Below are 26,138 nucleotides of genomic sequence, written 5' to 3'. Positions count from 1 at the left end.
TGGTCAATAAATAATATGCTTACAAAGATACAAAGGGATATTTGTATTATCGAATACCGAAAGTTTCCATTAATTGCCTATGATAAGGAAACAGATACAGAAGTATATTATTATCCTGAATATGACTATTTTTATTGGATAAAGCCTGAAAAACAATCTTCTAAAAGACTAATTTCAGAGTTGATTAAACTTTTGGAAAAACTCAGATTAGAAAATCTGATATTCCTTGGTGCCGATAATAAACCTTGGATTTCGAAATTTATTTCAAACAGAAATAAAAAACCCTTACTAAAAACCATTGAATATTTTAAATCTCATAAGATAAATAACAAGTTTAATGGTGGTGTTTTAATGGATTTAAAAGATCTGAAAGAATTCTTACCTCATTTTTATACGATAACAAAATGTGACGGAGGATTCTTGGATTATTATTTTATGGATAAAAAACAAAATATTATTTTTTATCTTCATTATCGCGGTGAGATTAAAGTACATCCGTTAAATAATATGATAAATAAAAAATTTCTTGAAATAATAAAAGAAATGAAATTCGTTGATTCTTTCCGGGAAGATACAGACAGAATCTGATTTTTAGGACTCAAATATATAATGCAATGTTAAATTTATTCGAAGATATATCAGATTACCCTCTAAATATTCTGCCCAAAGACGGAACCGCTTTGTATTACGGAAAAGTTTTCACCAAAGAAAAGCTGGGCATGTACTATGATTATCTATTAAATCAGATTCCGTGGGAACATGATGAAGCTCTGATTTTCGGGAAACTGATTTTAACCAAAAGAAAAGTCGCATGGTTCGGGGAAAAACCCTTTGAATATACCTATTCCAAAAGGACGAAACAGGCCAAAATCTGGACCTCTGAATTACTGGAACTCAAGCAGAAGTGCGAAGTGCTTACCGGTGAAACCTACAATTCCTGCCTTTTGAATTTGTACCATGACGGCAGCGAGGGAATGGCCTATCACAGCGATGCTGAAAAGGACCTGAAAAAACATGGTGCTATTGCTTCCCTGAGCTTCGGGGCGGAAAGGAAATTTTTGTTCAAACATAAAGCAACCCGGGAAAAAGCAGAAATATTCCTGGAAAACGGAAGCCTGCTGGTGATGAAGGGAATTACCCAGGACCATTGGCTGCACCGGCTTCCACCCACGGCAAAGATAAAAACGCCGAGGATCAACCTGACGTTCAGAACAATTGAGGAATCGTGTTCAGGATAACGATTACCGCTCTGCCTGTCATTCTGTAGGAATTTATTACTAGAAATTAGAAAATTTTGCTGAGGTTCATACGGAATAAGAGACCGCACATCTCAAGTCTTGCAAATAAAAAAGCTGTTCAGTTAATCTGAACAGCTTTTTTATTTTATTTCAAAACCTCAGCTTCAATCGTACTGTCTTCAAAAATCCTGATGAATGCTTTTGTATAATCTTCCTTGGCGGCAAAATTGGGATTGTCCATGAATTTCTGCGGATTGATCGTGAAAAGCGGAAACCAGGTTGAAGAAATCTGGATCTGGATTTTATGTCCTTTTTTAAATGTATGCATAACATCCTGTAGCCTGAAGTTCACCGCTGTTTTTTGGTTCGGGACCAATGCTTCAGCTTTTTCCCTGGAATTCCTGAACCTTGCAGGCATGATTTCGCTTCTGACCATCTGGTGGTAATTTCCGTACACAACGCCTTCTTTTTTCTCAACAGGTTTAAAATCCTCAGGATAAACATCGATTAATTTTACGGCAAAATCGGCATCGGTGGAAGTGGAAGCGATATTTAACTTAGCCATGATTTCTCCCGCGAAAGTCATATCTTCTGTCAGGACATCGGTGGTAAACGTTAAGACGTCTGGCCGGCCTTCCGCAAACCTCTGGTCTTCGGACATATAATTTCGGGGCGTGAACCCGTTGAAATCTTTCAGGTTATCAGAACTTAACACGGGATTGTCCGGGTCGCTGTAATATTCAGAAAAGCCCTGCCCGGCAGAATTTTTCAATGTTTTTCCAGATAGATAAAAGTTCATTTTTTTAGCTTCCTTCGGAGGGTATGTGGCAAATTCCCGCCATTGTTTGGCACCGGTATCATACATCAAAGCTTCCGGTAAGCCTGCATCCTGTCTGGTATTTCCTTTCAGATAATGATTAAAAAATTTCGTTTCAATATTTTTCTGGTAATAAGTTGCGATGCTGTCCCCGAAATAAATCTGGTTATGGAAATGTTTTCCCTGCTCATAGGCCCACGCCCCGTGGGAGAAAGGCCCCATAACAATAGTGTTTTTAGCTTTGGGGCTTGTTTTTTCAATGGCTTTATAAATATTTAACGGCCCTGATAAATCTTCCGCATCAAACCATCCTCCAACTGTCATTACCGCGTGGTTCACGTTCTTCAGGTGGGGAAGAAGGCTTCTCTGCTGCCAGAATTCATCGTAATTGGTGTGGTTCATCATCTCGGTCATGAAAAAATTATCCTTGTAATATTTCTCATAGCCGTCTTTCAGTGTGCCCATGTCCCTGTAAAATTTCAGGCCGTCTTCGGAAGTCGTTTTGATCATAGAATCTGAGTACCAGGCTTTATTCTCCGGCTTTGTCTTCTGAACCCCGAAAACCGGAAATGTCCTGAAATAGCCTAACATAAACTTTCCGTTATGAAGGAAGTCATCATTCCAGAAATCTGAAATCGGGGCTTGCGGGGAAGAGGCTACCAAAGCGGGATGCTGTGACAGGACTCCTACAGCCGTGTAAAATCCGGGATAAGAAGTACCGTACTGCCCGACTTTTCCGTTATTGTCTTTGATATTTTTCAGAAGATATTCAATCGTGTCATAGGTATCCGTACTTTCATCCACATCTTTTTTGGTTTTACGGTTGACCTGTGGCGTCATGTTGGTAAAAGTACCCTCGCTCATGTATCTTCCGCGGACATCCTGGAATACGAAAATATATTTATCCTGCATCAGGTACGGGTTCGGGCCCAGCTTCGTCCTGTATTCATTTTCACCATACGGCGCAATGCTGTAGCAGGTTCTCTGCATCAGGAACGGGTATTTCTGCTTTTTGGAAATATCTTTCGGAATATAAACGGAAGTAAACAGTTTTACGCCGTCACGCATCGGGATATAAAATTCTTTCTTGATAAAATTGTCTTTTACGAAGGTATCGGGCTGCTGCTTATCCTGCGAATTCCCAAAAATGAAACATAGAATCAGTAAAATTGAAAAATGAATCTTCATTAATTTAAAATTTACCGCTAATTTAACAAAAGTTAAGCGGCTGAGCCCGTACTGTTGAAAAAACAAAGTAAAAAATCAGATTATATTTTTAAAGCAGATATCCTGATAGGTGTTAAAATATAAAATAATCTTTCTTCCGTCTCTTCCTGCACCAGAAAAATGAGTCGTGACTACACTGATGCTACTGACATGCTGTTGTCGCAGCAGCATCTTATTTTTGTAGATCTATTTAAATTAAGACAGTATGAAACTAACCTCATTAAGAATTATCACCCGGAACATCCGGCAGTCCGTCCAGTTTTACGAGAAGGCCATTGGAATAAAAGCCCAATGGTATACAGAAGATTTTGCTGAGATCCCGGCAGGTTCTGTTATATTGGCCATAGGAAGCACCCGTACCATGAAAATGTTCAGCGAAAATCTTACCGAGATGCCCGGTTATAAAAGTGCCATCATAGAATTTCTTGTGGATGATGTCGATCAGGAATACGAGAGGATCAAAACAATTACGAATGATATTGTCCAGACACCTGTTACGATGCCCTGGGGCAACCGGTCGCTTCTCTTTTGCGATCCTGATGGAAATTTAATTAATTTTTTCACGCCGGTAAGTGAAGAAGCTATTAAGAAATTCAGTTAAACTTCTCATTAAAACATCAATCTGCCTCAGTTAATTCTGGGGTATTTTATATTGAATGTATTCTATTTCAAAACCGGAGGGATACATCTTTAATTGATGAGTATTTTACTAATTTTCCCCCACTACTGGAGCAAAAAAAGCATCCCAAAACAGGATGCTGTATATAAATAATGTAATATTAATCTGGTTATGCCTTCAGATACCTTGAGTAGGCATATCCTTCCTGGCCTTTGTCGGTTTTTACTTTCCACCAGTCGTCTGAAGTCTGTTCTACCAGCGTCACGGAAGATCCTTTTTCAACTTTGCCTACAACAGCGGCATCTGTGGAAGGTTCCTGTCTGATGTTCAGATTGGATTCATCAGTGGCTACGGTAAGGGCTGCACCAGCAGTAAGGCCTGAAACCTGCACATCAATATTGATGTCGGAAGCAGAGTATGAAGAATCAATAGCTCCAAGGGCATTCCAGACTGCATCTTTGGCAGCCGTATTGGAAGCGCTTCCTGAAACATAAAGAATTCCGTCCTGTTCCTGAACCTGAAGACCGGAGATTCCTGCAGACTGTGCGGCAGAAACCACACCTGAATATTTATCCTGTAATGTACTCATGTTAGATTATTTGGTGTTTACGGTATAATTATAATTTACTTTTCCTACTTTCAAAGCATCTACCGATTCTTTTACTTTTCTGGCATCAGAAGAAGATATGTTTCCTGTAAGCGTCAGCTCACCGTTTACCGTTTCCACTTTTACTCCCGGGATATCTTTTACCGCGTCCTTCACTTTTTGCTGTACGGCAGGATCTACCGCAGACTGTGTTTCGACCGGTGCAGGCATTGAAGCTGCTGCAGGAGCTACGGTAGACATATCGTGAACGTCTTTGATACCGTTGATGGCTTTCAGCTGTTTGATCATGGCATCTTTTGCTTCCTGGGTTTCAAAAGTTCCGCTCAGGTGGGCTACACCTTCTTTCACTTCTACGGAAGCACCCGGATTGGAAGTAACTACCGTGGTAGCCTGTGTCTGAAGGTCAGCATCTGAAACTTTCTTTTTACAAGAAACAGAACCGAAGGATACGGCTACAGCCAGTGCAGCCATTGCGATCGTTTTTTTCATAATCGTATATTTTGTCAATGTTGTTAATACAGGTAAATGTAACAATAAAATACGTACCAAATAAATAAAAACTGAATTTATCTTTAGAAAAGTGATTACAATACTTTAAAAATCAGAACTTTAATTTTAAATTAGCTTTTTGATAAAAATGGCATCCATCAGCTTTAAACTAAATCCTCCGCCAATTGTAAAAATATTATATTTGCGAAACTTGAATTAACGATATGAAAGGACAGAATAAACTATTTATAGCCATTATCATCGCATTGATCCTGGGAGTGGGAATCGGCGGACTGGTACATGTGAAGTATCCGGAAAGTGCGGCACCCTTTTCTGACAACATAAAACTGCTAGGAACGGTTTTCATCCGTCTGGTACAGATGATCATTGCTCCGCTTGTTTTTACTACTTTAGTGGTGGGGATTGCCAAAATGAGTGATATCAAAATGATCGGAAGGGTAGGGACAAAAGCTATGCTGTGGTTTATTTCAGCTTCCCTGGTCTCTCTTTTTATCGGTCTGATCCTGGTAAACTGGCTTGAACCGGGGCATGTCACCAAACTCCCGATCCAGGATGCAGCTACTGCGGAAGAACTGCTGAAAAGCAGCAAAGGATTTTCCATGGAAGATTTTGTAAAACATATCATTCCTAAAAGTGTTTTTGAAGCTTTTGCCACCAATGAAGTGCTTCAGATTGTGGTGTTTTCTATAATGTTCGGGATTGCCCTGGCCAATCTGGGAGACGAATATGCGCAGCCTGTGGTTAAGTTATTTGATATTATTGCACACGGAATCCTTAAAATGGTAGGATACATCATGTGGTTTGCACCGCTGGGTGTTTTGGGAGCGATTGCAGCTGTTGTTGCAACCAATGGTTTTGAGATCTTCAAGGTCTACGCCATTTACCTCAGGGATTTTTTCTTCGCATTGGCAATGCTGTGGCTGGTGCTTCTGGTGGTCGGGTATCTTATTCTCGGAAACCGTCTTTTTGAATTGTTGAGGAGAATCAAAGAACCATTACTGATCGCATTTTCAACCACAAGTTCCGAAGCGGTATTCCCGAAACTTGTTGAAGAACTGGAGCGGTTCGGGTGCAATAACAGGGTGGTGTCTTTCATTTTGCCTTTAGGGTATTCTTTCAATCTGGACGGAAGCATGATGTACATGACTTTTGCCTCCATATTTATTGCCCAGATTTACGGCATTGAAATGACCGTAGGACAGCAGATTACCATGCTTCTGGTATTGATGCTGACGTCAAAAGGGATTGCCGGAGTGCCAAGGGCTTCTTTGGTGATTATTGTAGCCACCTGTTCCATGTTCGGGATTCCGCCTGAAGGGATTGCCTTAATTTTACCGATTGACCATTTCTGTGATATGGGAAGAAGCATGACCAATGTACTTGGGAATGCCCTCGCCACGTCTGCCGTTTCAAAATGGGAAGGGCAGCTGGACAACCATGGCGGAAATCTTTAGATATCCTGTATGAAAGCATTACTTCGAATGGTACTTCTTATCACATCGGTGAATCTGTTTTCGCAGGTTAAAGAAAAACCTGTATTTGCTGACAGAGAAGACGGATTTTATGAAGTCGTTGATTATGATGTACAGAAAAGTGCATTAAAAGATTTGAACTTATCAACCGATATCGGAATTTCAACAAGAGAAATTTCAACCATAAAAAAAAGGAAAAATGAGATTGATCTGTATGTTATTGATATTGTCCTGACAGAAGCCGGTGCCGGGAAATTTAAAAAGTTAACCAAAAAAAATATTGCCAGGCCTATTGCTATTGTACTGAACAGAAAATTAATTTCAGCACCTCTCGTTATGAATCCGATTCCTGACGGAAAGGTAGAAATCAGCGGTAATTTTACGGAAGAGGAAATTGATGAAATTATCAATGCTATAAAAAGATAAAGATGAATAAGGCAGCATCAAACGGAGATCTACTGAATTTACAACATTATAAAAAGACAATTGCGGAAAACGGCTTCACGGTGATAAATTCTGTTTTTTCTGATGAAGAAATTGAAAGTATCCGTAAAATTATTCAGGATATAGATACCTCAAAAGAAACCTTCAGAAAATCGGAAGACCTGTTTGCCATACGGCAGTTTTTAAAGGAAATCCCGGATATTAAGGATTTGATCTTTAATGATCATATAAAAGCTATTATTAAAGAGATTTTCGGGGGACAATATGCTGCCGTAAAAAGTATTTATTTTGATAAACCTGAAACCTCCAACTGGTATGTTGCCTATCATCAGGACCTGACTGTTTCTGTTGATAAGAAGCTTGAACTGCCAGGTTTCGGGCCCTGGACAACCAAACAGAACCAGTTTGCCGTTCGGCCGCCATTGGATATTCTCGAGAATATCTATACGATACGGATCCATCTGGATGACACGGATAAACATAACGGTGCTTTGAAAGTAGTGCCGGGATCCCACGCTAAAGGGATCTACAGGCCGGAAACCATCGACTGGACCATTGAAACAGAAGAAATGTGCAGCGTACAAAAGGGCGGGATCATGATCATGAAACCTTTGCTGCTTCATGGGTCCAACAGAACCACCAACGGAAACCGAAGAAGGGTGATCCATATTGAATTCTCTGACAGGGAACTGCCTGAAGGACTGAATTGGTCAGAGAGAATGAATTGATACTAATAAATTTTAGTATTTATTAGTATTAAGCCTAGAAGTTAACTAGTTCCTAGTGAAGAATTACTTAATTAGTCATGTTTAAAAATACTCATAATAACAAAACCTCTTCCACATTGAAAGAGGTTTTGTTATTTCCTGAATATTGATTTTTATTTCACAGAAATCTCATCTATAAAAATATATGCCTCACCGCCGGCTCCCTGGTGCCATTCCGGAAGTTTTCCAAAGTGGTAGGCTTTTACTTTAATGTAACGGGCCTGGGTAGGCAATACTTCTGCCTGGAATTCCTTCACCTGGATGGTTTCATTTTTAGGGTCAAGCGTATTGTCGACTGTTTTCAGCAGGATGAAGTCTTTTCCGTTATTGGAAGCATAATATTCCACTCTTCTCGGCATCAGGATCCATGCCCTGCTGTCCTGGAGATAGGTTGATGAAATACGGGTGATGTCCTGCGGCGACTTCATATCGATTACCGCTTCAAAGGTCTGCCCCTGATAGCCCAGCCATTCCCCTTTCCTCCAGTTGGCATCCCCGTTGATCCCGTCAATCAGAGACAGTTTGCCGCTCGCTGTATATTGTGGGGTAGGTGTTGAACCGACTGTAATATCCCAATTGTTGGGCCTTCTGTTAAAATTTGCGGTTACCACTGAGCTTTTTTCTCCTTTTCTTTCTGCATAGGCAGAAACCTGCGTTGTTTTTGTGACGGTAAAAGGACCTTTGTAAGGCACAAACATCTTTCTTACATTGGCATCGCCTTCATCCAGTGTCATGTAATAGATTTTATCATCAGGGTTCAGGGCTGTGATCTCAACTTTTGTATTCAGGTCAAAAATCCGGGCTGCGGCAATTACCGGAGAGGCCGTCAATTCATCATATTTAAAATCCTTAAACGGTTTTGCATTTTCAAATCCAAGCTTTTTAAGTTCTTCACGACCGGTATTTTTTGTGATGGTTCTTGTGGTCCCGTCTTCCAGATGGATTTTAACCTCATCAAAATAAGGCGTTGTAGTCTGCCATTCCGGCAATCCCGGCGTTACGGAATAGATGCCCATTGAACTTAAAATATACCAGGCGCTCATCTGCCCGCAGTCTTCGTTCCCAATCAGTCCGTCCGGTGCATTTTTATAGTAATTGTCAAGGATGTATTTGATTTTAGCATCTGTTTTTTCCGGCTTATCTACGTAGTTGTACAGATAGGCGATATGGTGGCTCGGCTCATTTCCCTGGGCATATTGCCCCATAAGCCCGGTGATGTCTACCTGTTCCCTTCCCGTTGTAGTGTCAGGAGCAGAAAAAATAGCATCAATAAACTGTTCAAACTTCTCTTTTCCGCCATGGGCAGCAATCAGGCCCGGGATGTCCTGCTGTACAGAATACGAATAATGCCATGAATTCCCTTCCGTATAATTATTGTTTACCTCTCTCGGTTCGAAAGGCTCATACCAGTTTCCGTTTTTCCTCGGCTGCATGAATCCGTTCTTCGGGTTGTACAGGTTTTTCCAGTTCTGGGAGCGTTTCATGAAATACCGGTAATCCTCCTTCTTGCCTAAAATTTTTGCCATCTGGGCAATGCACCAGTCATCATATGCATATTCCACTGTTTTAGAAACACTTTCGTGCTCATCATCAATACTGATGAAATTATTCTGTTTGTAAGCATTCAGCCCGAAAATATCCAGCATGGCGGAATGCTTGGATGCTTCAAACGCTTTTTCGTAATCAAATCCTGAAATTCCTTTTGCCATGGCATCTGCTATAACAGATACCGAGTGATAGCCGATCATGCATTCCGTTTCATTGGAAGCCAGTTCCCAGACCGGAAGCTTTCCGCCCTGTTCATATTGTTTAATGAAGGTATTGATGAAATCAGCAGTCCTTTTCCTGTCAATAAGGGTCATCAGAGGGTGCGCTCCACGGAAGGTATCCCAAAGCGAAAAAACCGAATAATAATCAAAGCCTTTTGCCATGTAAAATTTATTGTCGCGGCCCCTGTATTTCCCGTCGGTATCCATATTGATGTTGGGCTGTGTAAACACATGGTACATTGCGGTGTAGAAAACAGTTAGCTTATCTTTATCAGAAGATCTGACTTCAATTTTTGACAGTTCATTGTCCCATTCTGTAGCCGCTTGCTTCCGGATGGATTCAAAATCATTGGATTTGCCTTCAGCAAGCATATTTTTTCCTGCTCCTTCATAACCGGTTGGTGAAATTGAAACTTTGACACTGATTTTCTCCCCCTTTTTTATCTTTGCAGAAAATGCCAGTGCTAATTTTGTGCCTGTGAAAAGGTTGTTTTCCTGTTTTCCCTTTGCCACTTTCCTGGATATTTTCATCGGTTTTGAAAACTCAATCCTGGCATAAATATACTGGTTGGTTGCCCAGGCTTCGCTTCTTCTGAAAACTTCAATGGTTTTGTCATCAATAATTTTTACTTCACCTTCCAGAAGTTTATCCCTGTGATTGAGGTCTAAAATGATATTGGCATTTCCGGCATTATTAAAAGTATATTCATGATAGCCGACTCTTTTGGTGGTGGTCAGCCGCACATCAATGTTGTTTTTATCCAGTTTCACCGCATAGAATCCTGCTGATGCTTTTTCATTTTTATGGGAAAATTTTGAAGAATATTCCTTACTATCCAGGCTTGGATTTCCCATGGTGGGCATCAGCATGATATCGCCGTAATCTGAAACGCCTGTACCGTTGAGGTGGGTATGTGAAAAACCGTAGATCACGGAATCTGAATAGTGATAGCCGCTGCAGCCGTCCCAGCTCCCGTCAATACGGGTATCGGGGGAAAGCTGTACCATCCCGAACGGAACAATAGCTCCCGGAAAAGTATGGCCGTGGCCGCCTGTCCCGATAAACGGATTGACGTATTGCGAATAATTCTGGGCCTGTGCAAAAAAAGAAGTTAAAAATAAAAGCAGGATGAATTTTTTAGCGTTCATTAGTTTATTTAATGTGATTTTTACTTGATATAGATGCTGACAAATCTAACAAAATTCCGGTAATTACAGTGACAAATCATTTTTCACTGACTGAAGCGGTATAAAGTACCTGAAAGCATAATGGAAATCAATTGGAAAAATCCTCATGTAGGGCACATTAAAATAGGTTAACCGTGTATTTTCAAAGGTGCCGGCTGAATTCATTTTGTTACAGCAAAGAGTCATTGCTCCAATAATTTCCCTTTTTACTTCAGAATATTTTTATGTGAAAGAAAGTATCTATCAGTGCTTTTACTTATTCTGAATAGCTTAATTTTTCGTAAATTTGTAAACAATTTATTTAGTTTATGTTGACGAAAGAAAAGGTTCATAGTTTCCTTAAAGAAATAGAAGTTGATGATTTGGTGAACAACCTTCAGATCATGGGCAATGATGTGTATATTGATATGACGGCCCATTCACCGGCCATGCACGAGAAGAAGAAGCTGGAAGCTGCCATGAAACAGGCTTTTGCCAGTGAATTCGGGGAAGAAGTCCATTTAAAGCTGAAAATAGTTTCTCCTGAGCCTGCTGAAATTCAGCAGAGCCAGATTAAGGGGAAACAGATCGCAGGGATTCAGAATATTATTGCCGTTGCTTCCGGGAAAGGAGGTGTTGGTAAGTCTACGGTTGCGGCTAATTTAGCAGTGACATTAGCAAAAATGGGTTTTAAAGTAGGTTTGCTGGATGCCGATATTTATGGGCCTTCGGTGCCCACCATGTTTGATACGGAAGGCGAGAAACCGATTTCTGTAGAAGTGAACGGGAAAAGCCTGATGAAGCCTGTTGAAAATTACGGAGTGAAAATGCTGTCTATAGGATATTTTTCAGGAGCCAACCAGGCGGTAGTCTGGAGAGGCCCGATGGCATCCAAAGCATTGAACCAGATGATCCGGGATGCAGCCTGGGGAGAACTGGACTTTTTACTAATCGACCTGCCGCCGGGAACAGGGGATATCCATCTGTCCATCATCCAGGAAGTTCCGGTAACGGGTGCGGTAATTGTAAGTACGCCTCAGCATGTGGCACTGGCAGACGTGCGAAAAGGGATTGCCATGTTCCAGATGGAAAGCATCAGCATTCCGGTTCTCGGGCTTATTGAAAATATGGCCTATTTTACTCCTGAAGAACTGCCCGGCAATAAATATTATATCTTTGGCAAGCAGGGAGCGCAATATCTGGCAGAAGATTTAGGAATTCCGGTATTGGGAGAAATCCCCCTCATCCAGAGCATTAGGGAAGCAGGCGATGTCGGAAGGCCGGCTGCTTTACAGGAAGGATCCGAGATTGCAGAGATCTATACGGAAACTGCCCGGAAGATGATAGAAAGCTTAGTGGAGCGGAATAAAAGCCTTCCTCCCACCGAAGCGGTAAAAATCACCACGATGGCAGGATGCTCGCCGAAAGCAAAGTAATTATTTTCAGCATTTGAAAAAAACCGAATTGAACAGAACAGAATAATATGGAAACAAATATAATTCACGAAGATACCGTGACAAGAGTAATGGAAGCCCTGGAAAGCATCCGTCCGTTTTTAAATAAAGACGGGGGCGATATTGAGCTTATCGATGTAAAAGACAACCTGGTCTATGTAAAGCTTTTGGGAAACTGTTCCGGATGCTCCCTGAATTTCTCCACTTTAAAATTAGGAGTAGAGAATACCATTAAACAGCATGCGCCGGAAATTGAAAAAGTAATAAGCGTAGAATAGAGATTAAAAAATATATTTTTTGAGACAGGTTTTATTTTAAAAGCCTGTCTTTTTTTATGAGTGCCTGTTTAAATTTCAGTCCTGGACTCTGTGAAAATTTCTGAAAACTGATTCAGGATTATTTCCGCCGGTTTTTAAATTCAATATTTCTATATATACATGAAACCTGCACCATCACTACCATCTGTAAGGATTGTTTTGTGAAATAAATCAGACCGGTTTCACGGCTGAATTGCAGCCTGCCAAACCATTACCTTAAAATTGCATTAAAATAAATGATCATATTAGGTCCCTTCAGAGAATTTCATGATATTGAATCTTAATTGCAATATTAAAATGTCACAATAAGATGAAATCATACGATAAATTGTATTTCAACAATTGTCATTAATTTAGTGTGTATTCAATATCAGGGAGTTATGATTTTTTTATAGTCATAATTCTACATGCCGGTAATCTTTATATGTGTTATTTTTGTGAAGATTATTTATAGGGTCCGTGTAAGGCTGTCATATAAGCTAATTTCAGGCAGCAACAGAAATAATTTATTAGGATATCCGTAGCTGTAATGTCATACCATATAATCCCGGGACTTCCCTGTTATAAAAGGAATTATGATATAACAGCTCAGAATTTGGTCTGTAACTTGTATTGAACGTGTAAATAAAATGAGAAAAAACCGATCTTAATTTATTTGTGAAAGATTTTATGTAAACTAAATACTATGAAAAACATACTCATTGCAGATGGTCATTATGTTGTACGCACAGGTACGTCTATGGTGCTGGAATCAAAACTTCAATATCCGTGCAGCATAGATTTTGCCGAGACCTATATTGAAGCAAAGAAAAAAGTTTCTGAAAAAATATATGATCTTCTAATCATTGATATTGATATCCCGGATAGTATTTTTAAGGCAATGGTAAAAGAACTTAAGAAAAAACAGAAGCATCTTAAAATTTTAATTTTTGCCACTTACGACGAAAATGTCGGAATACAATACATAGAGGAAGGTGCGGCAGGCTACCTGAATAAAGGTGCTTCGGAATCTGAAATTCTGACGGCGGTAATGGGAATATTTGAAGAAGGCTACTATTATACGGTAGATATGATGAAAAAACTGGTTTCACAGTCTTCCGAAAGTCATTCCGTGGAACGGCTCTCCAAAAGGGAATTCCAGATTTTTAAGCTTTTGGCAGAAGGAAACGGAAATATTGAAATCTCAAACAGCCTGAATCTGAAGATGTCTACTATAAGTACCTATAAAAAGAAAATCTTTGAGAAACTGCAGGTGAAAAATGTAGTGGATCTTGTAAGGATTTATGATGATATGCATTAAATAAAAACCGGCAAAATTTACCGGTTTTTATTTAGTATAAGTTTGATAATTGGTTGAACCCTATTTTTTTCAAACAGTTTTGCAGAGCAGCTGAACGGTAAAATCTACAGTGCTGTTATCAGAATCTGTAATTTAAAATTCTTTTACGATAAGTGATTCTCAGGCAGAAATTGCTATATTAACAACACAACCCCGGAATTTTTCCGGGGTTGTGTTGTTAATTAACTGAATAGAGTATATTCTATTTTACAATAACCCTCTTCACGTGTCCTTCGGAAGTCTTCACAAGATAGATACCGGTAGAAAGTTTTGAAGTATTTATTGTTAAAGCTGTTTTCTCTTTTCCAAGCAGTTTTCCGGACATATCATACAGTTCGTAATCCTGGGCCCTGTTGAAATAAAGCGTACTTCCTTTCATTACAGGATTAGGGAATACATTGAACGTCGCTTTTTCAGTCTTTACTTCACCTGTAGCTAAAGTCGGGGACTGCGCTACTTCATACATTGATAAAGTACCGCTGATCTCATTGGCAATCACCACGTAACCTTTTCCTGTGGTGGTATTCGATGCATCAATATAGATAATCCCTTCCGGTCCGTTGTCGCCACCGTAAGCTGAAGTCGTACGGGAATTTTTATAGTCGGTAAAAGTCGGATTATTCGGATCTGTGATATTGTATACCATTACTCCTCCGGTTCTTTCCACGGTTATAAAAGCATAGGTCTGGCCGTTAACTGTGCCCAGAGTAACGCCTTCAGGTTCAGGCCCTTTTGCGCGGCTCCTGTTTTTTACGGTATTTGATTCGTTGTCTGCATTAAAAATCAACGGGTAATTGGCGGCGATATACCTTTCAAAACGGTCACCGCTGTCATAGACGATCTGTTTTGTGTCAGCATTAAAAATAGAGAACGAACGTGCGCCCAAGGCTGCAATTTCTTCAAAATCTGCATCTCCGTCCGTATTTCCCGTAGCGTTGGAAACCCTGAGCCTTCCTAAATTATAAGAAGCCTTAAGGATGGATGCGTTCAGAAACAGGGTCGGGTCCAAAGTATATGTTGCGGCTCCGACAGTTGTGCGTTCACTGAATCCTGACAGGTCTTTTTCATCCCCTTCATTCGCGGTTACCAGATAATTGGTTCCTCCCACTTTGAAGTTCTGGGTGCCGTCCGGCAGAAAATAAGCCTTTACCGGCCAGTTGGCGATTAAAATTTCCCCGTTGTTGTCTGAAGCATCAAAACCGTTCCCGGGAATGCTCATGTCTTTTTTACCTAATCCCCAGATGCTTGTAACGGATTTGCTTACAAGGTTTATCTCTGCCACCGCATTGTTTTCCTGAAGCGTTACCCATGCTTTCTGGCTGTCCGGACTGATGGTGATGTATTCCGGCTCCAGGTCCTGGGAAAGAGTATTGTTGGTTCTTACTTTTCTTAAGCCCGTTGCAGCCAGCGCGGCAACCTGGGAATCGAACGCATTAAAATTAAGGGTGGTTACATTGCTTTGGGTAAGGGTATTGATGCCTCCGGAAATATCGATAATGCTCACCGTTCCCTCAGGATCTACGGTATATGCATCATTAGGCTCGCCTTCGTTGGCCGTCATTACTTTCGTTCCGTCCGGAGAGAACGTGATCATATCCGGTAATGCGCCTACCGTCACCTGTTTTAAAAAGTTTCCGTTGATATCGAAGAAAACTACCGATCCGTTCTGTTGAGGATTGGTATTGGGGGAAGCTGCTGCAATGATCCCGTTTTTTACGGCGATGCTTGTAATTCCTCCGTAAGGCGCCATATTGATGGTATTGATGACAGTCGGGGCATTCGGATTGCTGAAGTTGATGATGTCAAACACATCCGTAAGCGAACTGATGGTAAATAACCGCTGCGTGGAAGGATCATGAACCACAATTTCCGTAGAGCTGTTGTTATTTCCCGAAGGATCAAAGCTCCCGATGTAGTTTAACTGGATCTGATTGGAAGGTACCGGAGCCGGAGTATCGTTGTCAACAATATAAACAGTGGCATTGCTGTCCCCTGAAATAACAGTCCCGGAAGGATTCTCAAGGCTCACGACAAAATATTCTGCCTGCTGTTCTTGCACCGTATCATCAGTGATCGGGATGTTTACGGTATAGCTTGTTGCTGACGGCGTAATATTTATGGTCTGGCTGGCCAATGTGAAATCGTTGCTGTCCGCAGTACTGAACGGTGCCTGTTTTACAACTAGATTCACGGATGAAGCAGAAGGATTGCTGACATTGATCTTAAATGACAGCGTTCCTGCGTTTTCATTTACTTTGATGAAATTTTTTTCCAAGGAAACCGAAGTCCCGGCAGTCGTAAAGACGGTAGAGGTGGAGGCTGTTACCGCATTATCACTTGCATCTTCCACCATATTCGGTCTTAAGGCCAGATAATAGGTCTGGCCGGGAACCAGTGCTGAAGCAGGGATGACCGTGATTTTATTGCTGCTGAAAGTTGTCGTGAAGGGAATTTGTGTTCCGGCTGCGTTTCCGAGACGGAAATCAACAAGCATTTGTGCATTGGAATCGTTGATCGGAGAATTGTCTGCCAGCCTTACATTTTCATTAAATGAAAGGGTAGGGTTTATTGAAGTGGAAGCATTACTGGTGTTGTCTACAGGCAGATATGTTACGGTAGGTGGAGTAGTATCTGCACCGCCCGCAGGTGTGGCGTCAACAGTAAAATTATCGAAACGGTTATTTCCCACGCTTCCTCCTGAACCTGCCGCGAACTGTACTTTCAGCTTAAAATTCGGATTATTGGCAACACCGGGTACGGCAGAAAAATCAAAGGTAACCAGCTGCGGATTGGCATCCTGCGGGGTTACCGTCTGATAGGTCTGGAAAGTAGTTCCGTCCGTAGAATAGGACCATGTTTGCGTTCCCGCTCCCGAGCCTGATCTTCTGGTGGTAAATTTCACCACGATATTATTATAGCCGGTAGTCGGCAGGTTGAACTGCAGATTCCCGTTAACCGGGAAATTATATCTTAAATGGGTTCCGGAAGCATCACCGTTTCTTGCATTCAGGTTTTCGATGTTAAAATTTTGCCCTGTTCCGCCTGTGAAATCGATATCAGTGGTTCCGCTGGTTACCGCTGTCAGCGATCCGCCTGTTAAGGTTGATGTGGGCGTAATGATGGCCGCTGCCGAAGCATTGTTATTAAAGTTCCAGTAATGGACAAGGGACGTCTGTGCGGATAAAGCGCCCTGAAGCAGGAAGGCTGCAGCAACAGACCCTTTTAACAAGTAGTTATTAATCATTTTACTTACATTAAGTTTATGCAAAAATGAGCCTTCTGCTCTGTAAATATTTTAAGGTAATCTTAATAAATGATTAATAAATAGGTATTATTAATAACGGTAAGACAAAACCTGCAGCCGAAAATTACGGTATGCAAGCGGATAAGTACCGGTTATTTTGATACCCGCCCTGAAAAATTCAGGTTTTTGCCCGTTGCTTTCTTGCCGTCCAGCGGATGCTTCTGCAGGTAAAAGAATCCTGAAACTGCCGTAAGGACTAACAGGATAAAAGCAACCATAAAAATTCTTTTTAACATTTCTTTCATATTGCCAGGTTTTTAATGTCGTTGATTTCAAGTGTTGATACGGGGTATCCTTTCTGTACGGCATTAATCATTGCTTTACCCACTTGTTGTAAAGTTAATGATTTTGACGGTAATATTATGGGAACGAGCCAGATAAAAGGTCTGAAAAACCATTTTACGTTTTCCTGGCCCTCCACAGGTTTCATAAAGCCCGGGCGGAAACTGTATGTTGCCCTGAACCCCAGTTTTTTTAATTCATTTTCCGTTCTGCCTTTTACCCTTGCCCACATCTGTTTTCCGCTTTCGGTTTTATCGGTATATGCCCCGGAAACGTAGTTGAAAACCATATCCGGGTTTTGGCTGAGCACGGCTCTGGCAAAATGCATGGTCGTATCATAGGTAATTTTGGTATAGTCTTCTTCACTCATTCCTATACTGCTGGTTCCGGCACAGAAGAAAACGGCATCGTAGCCTTTGAAATTTTCGTCATTCAGGTCAATATTCAGGAAATCAGAAACAATATATTCCTTCAGCTTGGCATGTTTTTTCCCGGAAGGTTTCCTGCTGACGCTCATCACCTGGAAGATATCAGGATTCTCGAGGCATTCCATCAGAACGCCTTCTCCTACCATGCCTGTTGCTCCTGTAAGGATTATTTTAATTGAGTTCATTTTTTAATTATATGCCTATTGACGTTCAAGAGCTGTTTTTACTTTACACAGAAGCAAAAATTATGCTTATTTTTATGTGAACTAGGTCTTTCGGTATTCAGGGTTATGATGAATCATCTTTCTACCTGCTGATAAACTTCATGGCATTATTAATTTATATTTTTTTGGAGCTGTTTCCGGCTTTCCGCTGCAATCTTTTTTTCAAAAAGGATTTCCGCTGCAATCCAGGCTAAAGAATAGTCGACTTCGATATAAAAAAACGAAACCGATCACAATGACCGGTTTCCAGTATATTTTGTTATTTCTTATCCTGAAGCTGATTGTAGATATTGTGGATCAGCCCATCTGCCACCGATATTTTCGGGACAAAAATCCTGTTGATCTCTGACCAGGACATAATATTGTTGAAAATCTTAAGGGCATGCACCAGAACATCCGCCCGGTCTTCACGAAGGTTGTAGTTGGTCATCCGTTCCTCAACCGTGAGCTCGTCCAGTTCGCGGTGTACTTTTTTAAGATGGGTAATGGACATCGGTTTGCCGTCTTTGGTCTTGCTCATGGAAAAAACCTTATTGATGTTCCCTCCCGAGCCGATGGCAACAATCGGTTTCTTGCTGTTGATGTTTTTCCGGATTTCCTCTTTCATGTCCTTCCAGTTGTCCGGCGTTACCAGATTGTTCAGCAGGCGGATGGTCCCGATGTTGAACGACTTTTCGTAGATCATCGTATTGTTCTCATAGAAAGTAAGCTCGGTAGAACCGCCTCCCACGTCAATATATAAATAGGCAAACTCTTTGTCCAGGCCTTCTGCAATATGATTTTCAAATACCAGCGCAGCTTCTTCGTCACCGGAAATAATTTCAATATCGATGCCTGATGTTTTCTTTACCTCGTTGATGATGTCCCGTCCGTTTTCCGCATCGCGCATCGCGCTGGTGGCACACGCCCTGTAATGTTCTACGCGGTACATTTTCATCAGGTCGCTGAAAATCCTCATGGAATCGATCACCATTTTTTCCCGTTCTTCCCCGATTTTGCCCAGGGTAAAAACGTCCATCCCCAAACGTAAAGGGATCCTCAGGAGATTAAGTTTGATAAATTCCGGCTTATTATTATTGATTTTTACTTCGTTGATTAAAAGTCTGGCGGCATTACTTCCTATGTCTATCGCTGCAATCTTCATTTTTTGTTCGTTTTGGCTTTTAAATATCGGTATGTTTCAATCTGAGAACGGCATTCCTCTTTATCATTGCTGATGTACTCGTTGCTCAATTTTTTGTCTAAAATACGGGCTTTTACGTTATCTTTTAACTGTATGTCCAGAATATCCTTCAATTCCTTCTTCAAACCCTTGTCCGTAATTTTTACGGCAGCTTCAATCCTGTAATCCAGGTTCCTCGTCATCCAGTCTGCGGATGAAATATAAAGATCTTCCGCTCCCTTGTGGTAAAAATACATTACCCGGGCATGTTCCAGGTATTCATCAACAATACTGATGGCTTTTATCTTTTCCTTGAACTCCTTCTGGTTGATGGCGCAGTAAATACCTCTTACAATCATCCTTATCGTAACACCCGCTGTGGCGGCTTCGTACAGTTTCTCTATCAGTGCCCGGTCACTCATGGAATTGGCTTTGATGATCATTTCGGCTCGCCTTCCTGCTTTTGCCTCTTCAATTTCCTTATCGATGTGGTAAACAATTTTCTCACGCATGAACTGCGGGCACACCAGCAGGTTTTTACAGGTCTTTAAAACGGACAGAAAATCTTCTTTCGGTTTTTTAAGGACGTTAAATACTTTATTGATGTCTGCCATTACCCCTCGGTCTGCGGTCATGATCAGATGGTCACCGTAAATCCGTGCCGTTTTTTCGTTGAAGTTTCCTGTACTGATAAATCCGTACTGGAATGTTTTGTTGTGGGCCCGTTTTTTAATGATGCACAATTTGGCATGCACTTTCTTATTGGGAATGCCTATCAATACAGTAATTCCTTCCGGCTCCAGCATTTCTTTCCAATTCAGATTGGATTCTTCATCAAATCTGGCCTGAAGCTCAAGCATCACAGTCACCTCTTTTCCATTCCTGGCTGCATAAATCAATGCATTGATGATCTTTGAGCTGTTTGCCAGACGGTACGCTGTAATCTGAATGGATTTTACATCCGGATCCATCGCTGCTTCACGGAGCAGGTCAATAACCGGGTTGTATTTATGATACGGAAAGCTCAGCAGGACATCCTGTTTCAGGATAACATCCGTTACCCGCTCGCCGTGCTCAAAAGCCTGATGCGTAAAAGACTTTCTTTCGGCAGGCCTTTCGTATTTTTCAAATACATCAGGAAAATCCATGAAATGCTTAAAATTATGAATCTTCCCTCCCGGGATAATGCTGTCTTTCTTGGTGAGGTTTAATTTCCGGATCAGCATTTCAAGCAGCGCTTTATCCATATCTTTATCAAAAACAAAACGGGTAGGCTTTCCTTTCCTACGGTTTTTTAATCCCTTCTCTATTTTTTCCGCAAAGTTGGTCTTGATGTCATTGTCCAGATCCAGCTCGGCGTCTTTGGTTACTTTGAAGGCATTGGCAGAAAATTCGTCATATCCGAAGTAAGAAAAAATATGCGGCAGATTAAAGGTGATCACGTCTTCAAGCAGCATAACATTTTTTTCTTCCGGGTCTTCTGCCGGGATCAGGACAAACCGTCCCACAAACCGTGATGGAATTTCAATAATGGCATAATTGCTTGAATACAGCCATTCTTTTTTTCTCATGGACACGCCCAGGTACAGGCTTTTGTCCCGCATGTACGGCATTGGTGTGTTTTCATGGAGAAGGATAGGGATCACATTGGATTCCACCACTTCATCAAAATACCTTCTTACGAAATCCTTCTGTTTTGCGCTCAGGTTTTTTGATGTTTTGATAAAAACTTTCTGTTCAGCCATTTCATCCTGGATCTTTTGCCAGGTACGGTCAAAATTCTCCTGATGGGTCATTACAATATCATTGATTTTCTGAAGGATTTTGGACGGCGGCTGATAAAAGGATTCTGCAATTACTTTCTCCTTAAAATCCATCGCCCTTTTCAGTCCGGCAACCCGTACCCTGAAAAATTCATCTAAATTATTGGAGAAAATTCCCAGAAAGCGGATTCTCAGGTGCAAAGGTACTTTTTCGTCCATTGCTTCCTGTAAAACCCTTTCATTAAAGGCCAGCCATGTAATATCTCTCGGATTAAAGTGTAATGACATTTTTAAGTTTATAATTTTCTCAAAAATAATGATTCGGTGCATTTCCGCCCCTATGTTCCAGGTTAAACTTTGATTAATTCTTCAATTCCTTCCTGGATATGCAGAACTGTCTTAATGGTATCTGATAAGACTGTTTTTATCTGAAATACAAGCCTGGTGCCAGACATTGTGTCATTTTGTCATAAATTTTTAAATGGTACAAATATTGAGAAATTGAGAATGTAATTAATTTTAAAACAGAAAAAATAAAAATATTATGAGTAAAATAATTGGAATTGACTTAGGAACAACCAACTCTTGCGTTGCTGTAATGGAGGGAAAAGACCCTGTTGTAATCCCTAATGCAGAAGGCAAGAGAACAACGCCTTCCATCGTAGCCTTTACAGAAGACGGAGAAAGAAAAGTAGGGGATCCTGCCAAAAGACAGGCCGTAACCAACCCTAAGAAAACCGTATATTCTATCAAAAGATTTATCGGTACCCACTTTAAAGAGGATGCGAAGGAAATCTCCAGAGTACCTTATGAAGTAGTATCCGGACCGAACGATACGGTAAAAGTAAAAATTGACGACCGAGAATATACGCCGCAGGAAATTTCTGCCATGACCCTTCAGAAAATGAAGAAAACGGCTGAAGATTACCTTGGCCAGGAAGTAACAAGAGCAGTAATTACAGTGCCGGCTTACTTTAACGATGCACAGAGACAGGCTACCAAAGAGGCGGGAGAAATCGCCGGTCTTAAAGTAGAAAGGATTATCAACGAACCAACGGCTGCCGCTTTAGCTTACGGTTTGGACAAGTCTCATAAAGATCAGAAAATTGCAGTATATGACCTTGGTGGAGGTACTTTCGATATTTCTATCCTTGATTTGGGAGACGGTGTATTTGAAGTATTGTCTACCAACGGAGATACGCATTTAGGAGGTGATGACTTTGATGATGTGATCATCAACTGGATGGCTGACGAATTCAAAGCTGAAGAAGGAGTAGAGCTTAAAACCGATGCCATTGCATTACAGAGGCTGAAAGAAGCTGCTGAAAAAGCAAAAATCGAGTTGTCTTCTTCCCCGCAGACTGAAATCAACCTTCCTTATATTACCGCTACGGCTACAGGCCCTAAGCACCTCGTTAAGACGTTAACAAAAGCCAAATTCGAGCAGTTGTCTGCAGAATTGGTAAAAAGATCCATGGACCCTGTTGCAAAAGCGTTGAAGGACGCAGGGTTGTCAACTTCCGATATTGACGAAGTTATCTTAGTGGGAGGTTCTACAAGAATCCCGATCATCCAGGAAGAAGTGGAAAAATTCTTCGGTAAAAAACCGTCTAAAGGAGTTAACCCGGATGAGGTTGTAGCCATCGGTGCAGCAATCCAGGGAGGTGTATTGACAGGTGATGTGAAAGATGTATTGCTTCTTGACGTTACGCCGCTTTCTTTAGGAATTGAAACCATGGGTTCTGTGTTCACTAAACTGATTGAAGCAAACACGACGATCCCGACTAAAAAATCTGAAGTATTCTCTACCGCCTCTGATAACCAGCCTGCAGTAAGCATCAGAGTAGGACAGGGAGAAAGACCGATGTTCAATGACAATAAAGAGATCGGAAGATTTGATCTTGCTGACATTCCGCCGGCACCAAGAGGCGTTCCTCAGATCGAAGTAACTTTCGATATCGATGCCAACGGTATCCTGAACGTTTCTGCTAAAGATAAAGGAACCGGTAAAGAACAGACCATTAAAATTCAGGCATCTTCAGGTCTTTCTGACGAAGAAATCGAAAGAATGAAAAAAGAAGCTCAGGAAAACTCTGCAGCGGATGCCAAGAAAAAAGAAGAAGTTGAAATCTTCAACAAAGCAGACGGACTGATCTTCCAGACTGAAAAGCAGCTGAAAGAATTTGGTGATAAATTGTCTGCGGATAAAAAAGCAGCCATTGAATCAGCTCATGCAGAACTGAAAACCGCTTTCGAAGCGAAGAACGGAGATGATGTAAAAGCCAAGACTGAAGCTTTGGATGCAGCATGGATGGCCGCTTCAGAAGAATTGTATGCAGCAGGCCAACAGCCGGGTGCAGATGCAGCCGGTGCTCAGAACCCGGGAGGAAATAATGCAGGAGGTGCAGATGATGTACAGGATGCAGATTTTGAAGAAGTAAAATAATTACTGATTAACAGTAATAACAGCTAAATATTATAAACCGTCTTAGGCATTAGTCTAAGACGGTTTATTTATTCTGCAATGGTCAAATCCTGAGATAACAATATGTAAAATCATTGTAAAATCAGTTTAGTAACATTTTATGAAAGCGAATAAAAAATTATAGTTAAGTCTGAAATTCGGCATAGAAAAATTAAATCTAAGTTAGGTTATTACTGATGAAAATAGGAAATATACCACACAATCTTATTCAATCATTATCGGCCGGCTTAGCAAATAGTATACTTTTATTAAGAAAATAAACATTATAATACTAATATCGATAATTTCTGTAGAGAAGAAAAAAATTCAGCTATTGATTTTTTAGATGGAACTAGTTAAGTTTAGTACCGAAGTATAAAGTAAAATCAGACGCGTTAGGATGAAATTTTTAAGATGATAGGGTTCGTGGAAAACTTACAATTATATACTGAAATTAGGTGAAGAAATTTGTTATACCATAGAAAGATGCTGATTTCTTAAGATATGACTATTCTAATAGTTTTAAGAAATAGTTAAGAAGAAGTTATTATTAGATATCAAAAGTTGTTTGTAGATCATGAATATAAAAAGCAGACTAGTTTATAATTTAGAGTGTATTTTAAGGGTGCACATAATACAATTCATTTGCAATTTATAAAACTATCATTACAGTATCATTGTTAATAAATCTTAAATTTTTGTAAAAAATGTATTGCAGTATAATATTAAATGTTTAGTTTTGTGCCAAATTTTACCCTATAGACTAAAACTAATAATAAAAGCTTTTCTCTCACAGTAACTGTTGTGATATCCTAACACCATTTTCCAATCATTAATCAATACCATATCTTATAAGATGTGGCAATATCTTCTTTTTATTTAAAACGATTCCATGAAAATTATAAGAAAAATATTAACTCTATCTTTTGTTTTTTTACAGCTACTTCTATTTTCGCAAACATCAATGATAGGAGGTATTTCTGGGCTTGCATTCAGAAAGAATAGTGTACAGCACCCTGTTTTAGTATCAGATACGCTGGAAGGGAGATTGATGAATTATCATTTAATAAAAGACAATTATAAAAATGTTTTAAAAAAATTAAATATTGGTCTAAACCAGCCTACCTTTTTCATGGTTGGAAACAAATTTGGAGGTACGGAAAATAAAATATATGCTAAAATTGGAAGCTCTGTAATTGGTACATTGGGTATTACTGATTTTATGGACTCTTTGAAAATTACCAATCAGGAAATCAATGCTAAAATATTGACTTTTACAAAGAAAGATGTTAATAAAAAGATTAGTTCTATGGTGTTTTTTAACAAAAGATCCGATAAAAAAATACTGATTCCTGAAGTTTTAGTATTTGATAGAAATCTTTCTGACATAGAAATAAAAAAAATTGAGACATTCTTATCTATTAAATATGGTATTATGATCAATAATATTTCCGAGAAAAATTATATTTCTTCAACTGATCAAATCTTATGGGATTCCAAGAAAAATAAAAATTATAATAATCGCATTACGGGAATTGGTAGAGATGATGCCTTTGAACTTTATCAGAAGCAGTCAAAAAATTCTAATAAAGGCAATGTTGCTATTTCTATTGACAGTCTGAAGTTAACAAACAATTTTAACACAGGATCAATAGAGAATCAGAACTTTTTATTATGGGGAGATAACAACCAAGGATTGGAGTTTAAGGAAGTTGATCTGCTTTCACAGCATCCAAGGCGAGATATGCACCGAATGTGGAAAGTTCAAAATAAGAGGGAGAATAATCAATATTTAAAAACTAATGTATATGCTATTTTACCAGTACAGCCTGTAGGTACATCTATTAAATTACGATTGTTTCAAAATGAAAATAATTTTCAAAATGATATATCTACAGATATTACGGGTAAAAAAATTAGTGATACACTATATGTATTTAAGGACATTGTATGGAATATTGATAATGATGAAATTGATTATTTTACTTTCAGTTTAAATAATGATCAAAGTGATGCTAATATTCAATTAATTAGTAACTGTGAAGAATTAGGAAATAATTTGGTAAAAATTTCTGTTCCAAGCAATCTTCTGCCTTTCGAGTATTCACTCCAAAGTTTAACAACAAACCAAATAGTAGTAAATAATACACAGTCTACATCTAGTCCTATTATACTCAATAGTTTAGTTCCAGACAACTATAAGGTAATCATCAACAAACCAGGCTATGACAGTATTGTAAGAACATTCGATTTACAGGGTATTATTAATCAAAATATTGATTCTGATTATCTTTGGCAGGGGATGCCAATTGAGTTGGATCTTAATACCAGCTCCTTCAATTACACTTTGATAGCAGCAAATGGACAGACAACAAACACTGCTCCTTACATGCTTACCGGAATAGGTAATTATCAATTGAAAGTTAAAAATAAATTAGGATGTGAGATTATTAAGAATTTATCAGTACTTAACTCTACGGATTATGTATCTCTTCAAAACAATTCTTTATTTAAAAAAATTACAGTGTCGCCTAACCCGTCACGAGATGGAAATATTAGTATTAGAGTGGAATTAAAGTCTTCTAAACCTTTAACCATTAAAATATTTAATGGGCTTGGTGTACTCGTTAAACAAGGTGAGTATAATTCTGCTTCAGAATTTACAATTCCTATGTCTATCCCACCTGTTGTAGGATATTATAATATAAAAATATTTATTCCTGAAGAAGGAAAAGGAGTCAATTTCATTATTTATTAAAAAGCT

The 26,138-nt window shown here is 39.8% G+C and carries 20 protein-coding genes; 11 read left to right on the top strand and 9 right to left on the bottom strand.

All coding sequences use genetic code 11. From position 1 onward, the window contains the following. Positions 1 to 15: 15 nt before the first annotated feature. Together SD427_RS14295 and SD427_RS14290 are read left to right on the top strand one after the other, a co-directional pair. Complete coding sequence (locus SD427_RS14295) at positions 16 to 588, top strand: hypothetical protein (RefSeq protein WP_320558477.1); 573 nt, start codon at positions 16 to 18, stop codon at positions 586 to 588. A gap of 26 nt (positions 589 to 614) precedes the next feature. Then, on the top strand, positions 615 to 1,238 hold the full coding sequence (locus SD427_RS14290) for an alpha-ketoglutarate-dependent dioxygenase AlkB family protein (protein ID WP_320558476.1): 624 nt from the start codon (positions 615 to 617) through the stop codon (positions 1,236 to 1,238). Positions 1,239 to 1,383: 145 nt separating this feature from the next. Here SD427_RS14290 and SD427_RS14285 read toward each other — a convergent pair whose 3' ends face one another. Next, positions 1,384 to 3,243: a CocE/NonD family hydrolase gene (locus tag SD427_RS14285; protein WP_320558475.1), complete on the bottom strand. Its 1,860-nt coding sequence runs from the start codon at positions 3,241 to 3,243 to the stop codon at positions 1,384 to 1,386. Positions 3,244 to 3,487: 244 nt separating this feature from the next. Between SD427_RS14285 and SD427_RS14280 the strand changes: the two genes are divergently transcribed. After that, positions 3,488 to 3,883 carry a VOC family protein gene (locus SD427_RS14280; protein ID WP_320558474.1) on the top strand — a complete coding sequence of 132 codons (396 nt, stop codon included), beginning with the start codon at positions 3,488 to 3,490 and terminating at the stop codon, positions 3,881 to 3,883. 187 nt (positions 3,884 to 4,070) lie between these two features. Here SD427_RS14280 and SD427_RS14275 read toward each other — a convergent pair whose 3' ends face one another. Continuing rightward, entirely contained in the window at positions 4,071 to 4,490 is a 420-nt protein-coding gene (locus tag SD427_RS14275) for an SH3 domain-containing protein (protein ID WP_320558473.1), read from the bottom strand. A gap of 6 nt (positions 4,491 to 4,496) precedes the next feature. After that, positions 4,497 to 4,997: a BON domain-containing protein gene (locus SD427_RS14270; RefSeq protein WP_320558472.1), complete on the bottom strand. Its 501-nt coding sequence runs from the start codon at positions 4,995 to 4,997 to the stop codon at positions 4,497 to 4,499. A gap of 224 nt (positions 4,998 to 5,221) precedes the next feature. Here SD427_RS14270 and SD427_RS14265 point away from each other — a divergent pair, with 224 nt between their 5' ends. The 3 genes from SD427_RS14265 to SD427_RS14255 are packed head-to-tail and all read left to right on the top strand — an operon-like array spanning position 5,222 to position 7,662. Beyond that, entirely contained in the window at positions 5,222 to 6,472 is a 1,251-nt protein-coding gene (locus tag SD427_RS14265) for a dicarboxylate/amino acid:cation symporter (RefSeq protein WP_320558471.1), read from the top strand. Positions 6,473 to 6,481: 9 nt separating this feature from the next. Next, positions 6,482 to 6,916: a SecDF P1 head subdomain-containing protein gene (locus SD427_RS14260; protein ID WP_320558470.1), complete on the top strand. Its 435-nt coding sequence runs from the start codon at positions 6,482 to 6,484 to the stop codon at positions 6,914 to 6,916. Between the two features lie 2 nt (positions 6,917 to 6,918). After that, the gene (locus SD427_RS14255) at positions 6,919 to 7,662 is read left to right on the top strand and encodes a phytanoyl-CoA dioxygenase family protein (RefSeq protein ID WP_320558469.1); all 744 of its coding nucleotides are present in this window, start codon (positions 6,919 to 6,921) and stop codon (positions 7,660 to 7,662) included. A 152-nt stretch (positions 7,663 to 7,814) separates the two neighbouring features. On the opposite strand, the gene SD427_RS14250 is transcribed toward SD427_RS14255, so the two are convergent. Continuing rightward, entirely contained in the window at positions 7,815 to 10,619 is a 2,805-nt protein-coding gene (locus SD427_RS14250; protein ID WP_320558468.1) for a GH92 family glycosyl hydrolase, read from the bottom strand. 347 nt (positions 10,620 to 10,966) lie between these two features. Between SD427_RS14250 and SD427_RS14245 the strand changes: the two genes are divergently transcribed. From SD427_RS14245 to SD427_RS14235, 3 genes are all read left to right on the top strand, one after another. Beyond that, the gene (locus SD427_RS14245; protein WP_320558467.1) at positions 10,967 to 12,073 is read left to right on the top strand and encodes an Mrp/NBP35 family ATP-binding protein; all 1,107 of its coding nucleotides are present in this window, start codon (positions 10,967 to 10,969) and stop codon (positions 12,071 to 12,073) included. Between the two features lie 47 nt (positions 12,074 to 12,120). Next, complete coding sequence (locus SD427_RS14240) at positions 12,121 to 12,369, top strand: NifU family protein (RefSeq protein ID WP_320558466.1); 249 nt, start codon at positions 12,121 to 12,123, stop codon at positions 12,367 to 12,369. Positions 12,370 to 13,093: 724 nt separating this feature from the next. Next, on the top strand, positions 13,094 to 13,708 hold the full coding sequence (locus SD427_RS14235) for a response regulator transcription factor (RefSeq protein WP_320558465.1): 615 nt from the start codon (positions 13,094 to 13,096) through the stop codon (positions 13,706 to 13,708). Positions 13,709 to 13,949: 241 nt separating this feature from the next. On the opposite strand, the gene SD427_RS14230 is transcribed toward SD427_RS14235, so the two are convergent. From SD427_RS14230 to ppk1, 5 genes are all read right to left on the bottom strand, one after another. After that, on the bottom strand, positions 13,950 to 16,991 hold the full coding sequence (locus tag SD427_RS14230; RefSeq protein WP_320558464.1) for a choice-of-anchor I family protein: 3,042 nt from the start codon (positions 16,989 to 16,991) through the stop codon (positions 13,950 to 13,952). A gap of 152 nt (positions 16,992 to 17,143) precedes the next feature. After that, on the bottom strand, positions 17,144 to 17,296 hold the full coding sequence (locus tag SD427_RS14225) for a hypothetical protein (RefSeq protein WP_320558463.1): 153 nt from the start codon (positions 17,294 to 17,296) through the stop codon (positions 17,144 to 17,146). Continuing rightward, complete coding sequence (locus SD427_RS14220) at positions 17,293 to 17,946, bottom strand: NAD-dependent epimerase/dehydratase family protein (protein WP_320558462.1); 654 nt, start codon at positions 17,944 to 17,946, stop codon at positions 17,293 to 17,295. Before SD427_RS14220 ends, SD427_RS14225 begins: the two co-directional genes overlap by 4 nt. 298 nt (positions 17,947 to 18,244) lie before the next feature. After that, positions 18,245 to 19,129, bottom strand: coding sequence for an exopolyphosphatase (locus SD427_RS14215; protein ID WP_320558461.1), 885 nt, complete (start codon positions 19,127 to 19,129; stop codon positions 18,245 to 18,247). Next, on the bottom strand, positions 19,126 to 21,198 hold the full coding sequence (gene ppk1, locus SD427_RS14210; RefSeq protein WP_320558460.1) for a polyphosphate kinase 1: 2,073 nt from the start codon (positions 21,196 to 21,198) through the stop codon (positions 19,126 to 19,128). Before ppk1 ends, SD427_RS14215 begins: the two co-directional genes overlap by 4 nt. A gap of 256 nt (positions 21,199 to 21,454) precedes the next feature. Between ppk1 and dnaK the strand changes: the two genes are divergently transcribed. Beyond that, on the top strand, positions 21,455 to 23,356 hold the full coding sequence (dnaK, locus tag SD427_RS14205) for a molecular chaperone DnaK (RefSeq protein WP_027385758.1): 1,902 nt from the start codon (positions 21,455 to 21,457) through the stop codon (positions 23,354 to 23,356). A 910-nt stretch (positions 23,357 to 24,266) separates the two neighbouring features. Continuing rightward, the gene (locus tag SD427_RS14200; RefSeq protein ID WP_320558459.1) at positions 24,267 to 26,132 is read left to right on the top strand and encodes a hypothetical protein; all 1,866 of its coding nucleotides are present in this window, start codon (positions 24,267 to 24,269) and stop codon (positions 26,130 to 26,132) included. The last annotated feature ends 6 nt before the right edge of the window (positions 26,133 to 26,138 follow it).

It is taken from the genome of Chryseobacterium sp. JJR-5R (assembly GCF_034047335.1).
In the GTDB taxonomy this organism is placed as follows: domain Bacteria; phylum Bacteroidota; class Bacteroidia; order Flavobacteriales; family Weeksellaceae; genus Chryseobacterium.
This window is presented reverse-complemented; position numbering and strand designations above follow the sequence as displayed.